6 protein-coding genes are annotated in these 2,387 nt (G+C 44.8%); 4 read left to right on the top strand and 2 right to left on the bottom strand.

What is annotated here, in order from left to right; translation table 11 throughout:
* The 4 genes from D0S45_20180 to D0S45_20165 form a co-directional block, all read left to right on the top strand.
* The coding region (locus D0S45_20180; GenBank protein ID TIH11387.1) for a hypothetical protein at positions 1-206 on the top strand (206 nt) is incomplete at its 5' end.
* 54 nt (positions 207-260) lie between these two features.
* Positions 261-953: an XRE family transcriptional regulator gene (locus D0S45_20175; protein TIH11386.1), complete on the top strand. Its 693-nt coding sequence runs from the start codon at positions 261-263 to the stop codon at positions 951-953.
* Between the two features lie 3 nt (positions 954-956).
* A complete protein-coding gene (locus tag D0S45_20170) occupies positions 957-1,184 on the top strand; it encodes a hypothetical protein (GenBank protein ID TIH11385.1) in 228 nt (75 codons plus the stop codon).
* Positions 1,159-1,716 (top strand): hypothetical protein, encoded by a 558-nt coding sequence (locus D0S45_20165; protein TIH11384.1) that lies wholly within the window; start codon positions 1,159-1,161, stop codon positions 1,714-1,716. The genes D0S45_20170 and D0S45_20165 overlap by 26 nt, the downstream gene beginning before the upstream one ends.
* A gap of 32 nt (positions 1,717-1,748) precedes the next feature.
* Here the strand turns inward: D0S45_20165 and D0S45_20160 are convergent, their stop codons facing one another.
* Both D0S45_20160 and D0S45_20155 read right to left on the bottom strand, forming a co-directional pair.
* Entirely contained in the window at positions 1,749-2,177 is a 429-nt protein-coding gene (locus tag D0S45_20160) for a hypothetical protein (GenBank protein ID TIH11383.1), read from the bottom strand.
* A 16-nt stretch (positions 2,178-2,193) separates the two neighbouring features.
* A partial coding sequence (locus D0S45_20155; GenBank protein TIH11382.1) for a relaxase occupies positions 2,194-2,387 on the bottom strand: 194 nt, incomplete at its 5' end.

Here is a 2,387-nt window from a genome sequence, read left to right as displayed (position 1 = left end):
AAAAAGCCGAAGCAGCAGCCAAGGCCGTAGGCGGTCTGATGGCAACCCCCAAATTCAATGAAGCTGAAAAAGAGCAAGGTCTCTCCGACTTCAATGATCTGCACAAATCGCGCGGAATCGGCGAAGTGCAAAAGCAAATGTCCCAGACCATCAAAATGGCAAAATCCATGAAGGCAGGAGCACTGCCGCTGGCTATGGCAATGTAAGTTAACAAGCGGGCCTGAGGGAGGCCGCTTAAAATCAACAGCGAGAATATATAAATGAAACGAACAGCATCACAGCAGTTACTGGATCGTATTTCAAGGCTTCACAAAGAATATCGTAGGAAACTTACTAAACAAATCGGTCAAAGGCTGAAACAGGTAAGGACTGAGAAGAAAATCAGTATCGCAGAACTTTCAAGACGGACCTCATTAGGGACAGATACATTGACGAGTTATGAAAGTGGTATGCTGGACAGCATCAGCTGTAGCTCCCTATATATGCTGGCATCCGAGATTAATGTTGACCTGAGTTGGTTAATTTCAGGAAATAACACCTTCAGCTTCATGCATTACATGAATCAGGGCTACGATATAGCCGGACTTAAGACAGAGATCGAAAACGCTCTCAACGATGTCGAGTTACCAAATAGCTCAAAAAAACGACTTTCAAATTTTCTAGAACAACTGCACACGTCAAAAGCCCCAGACACCATTAAACCATTCGACAACCCTGCTGAACTAGTTGAAAAAGAAGATAATCCAGCATCAATTGACAATCATTCAGAACTTGTATTCGCAATTCAGGACCAATTTCATAAATTCTCACTGAGCTTGCAGACTATCCTTGATTGCCTTAAAATCGCTGAATCAAGCGGTTACATCCCGAACCTACCAGCCCAATGGTGGTGTTCGGCAATCAGTAGGCATGGACAAAAAATCAACATAAAAACCAATCAGTCAGAGGAGTAAACTATGGCAAAAATGACCCGTGAAGAGGAATTCAAAATTCTTCAGAAAATCAGAAAACTGGATGCTGAAGGCAAGCATGATGAAGCTTACGCGCTACGCTACAAGCTTCCACTTCCGCCTCACCTTGCAATGGCCCTGAAGGACACAGTTGGTGCAGAAGAACTGAAAAACTCAAAATTTGATTTATCGGAGGCAAATGAAGCCTATGGCAAAGACTGGCTTACTCTTTAGATTGGCAGCAAAACTAAGTGATGACTGGAAAGCGTATCAGCAAAAGGAAACAACACCTGAAGCCCTCGCTTTTCAGGGCGGCCTCAAAGGCACTTTAGAAATGTACAAGGAGCTGGCCGAAGCTCAAGATCCAGAAGCCATCTTGAAAGCTGAACAGATTGCACTGGTTCAGGAAAAGGAATTCGCCAACTCGGCTGAAATGGTCAACAGCATCAAGCCGGGTTTAACCCAGCTCGACGAGGCCAGACAGTCTCTGGAACGGGTTCATGACAGTGACGCCTACCAGAAAGCGGCATCCACGTATGCCGGCAAAAGAAAACAAGGCGGCCTGCCTCTGGACGGTTTCAGGGAATTCATAAAAAGCCATCAGGCCAGACTGACCAACCGCCTCAAAGCTGACGGCTCCCACGAGGAGAAAAACATCCTCCGCCAGCGCAAGACCAATCTCAAGGTCGCCAATGAGGCTTACATGAAATTACAGAAAAAAGCCCTCGGCATAGGAAACGCCAAGGGCAAGGTCATGGCTAGATAGCAGGGAACTCTGAGGGGGGATTCCTGCTATTACTAGTTTGCCTTAGAAAGGCACATTCGGTAAAGCTCCACCGCAGCACTTGTCGTTTTTGCATCCGGAACATTCTTGAGTATACATTCTGCGGACTTTTCAGACATAAATGCCCCATTCTTAAAAAGAGCAGAACAAGCCCTTTTAGTCAACGATACCGCCCTATTGGTTTTACAACCTGATACATATTTTTCGATACACTCTTCATAATTATCTGGCCCCCAAAATGTCACTCCTTCTCTATGTCCGGGAACTTTCGGTGCAGGTTTAGTCGGAACAGGTGGAACATACTCTATTTTTTCTCTTTTCTTTTCATGAAAATATTCAGACCGAGCTTTCATATAGTATTCCAAGACATCAGCGTTTGATTCGTAGGGATATACAGTCCCCCAAATGCAACTGAACATGACTAAAAAAAACACCAATCTCATAATACACCTATACTTATCACCTAACTAAGATTTTTTTATTACGCCCAATCTCATTCCCGGACACCTTAACATTCCGCCCAAACATCATCCGCGCAAATCCCTGCGCTACCTGAACCGCCCCAGGATCATTCACGCTGAAGAAAATCTTATCTCCATTGTCTTTGACCATGGAACCATTCTTCAAAGTGTAGAGCACGTTTCCGGAGGAAT

The organism is Marinifilum sp. JC120, assembly GCA_004923195.1.
Classification (GTDB): domain Bacteria; phylum Desulfobacterota; class Desulfovibrionia; order Desulfovibrionales; family Desulfovibrionaceae; genus Maridesulfovibrio.
This window is presented reverse-complemented; position numbering and strand designations above follow the sequence as displayed.

What these genes read in the sequence shown, in the direction of transcription:
- D0S45_20165 (TIH11384.1), top strand. Translation starts at nt 1,159, where the DNA reads ATGGCAAAGACTGGCTTACTCTTTAGATTGGCAGCAAAACTAAGTGAT.
- D0S45_20170 (TIH11385.1), top strand. Translation starts at nt 957, where the DNA reads ATGGCAAAAATGACCCGTGAAGAGGAATTCAAAATTCTTCAGAAAATC.
- D0S45_20160 (TIH11383.1), bottom strand. Translation starts at nt 2,177, where the DNA reads ATGAGATTGGTGTTTTTTTTAGTCATGTTCAGTTGCATTTGGGGGACT.
- D0S45_20175 (TIH11386.1), top strand. Translation starts at nt 261, where the DNA reads ATGAAACGAACAGCATCACAGCAGTTACTGGATCGTATTTCAAGGCTT.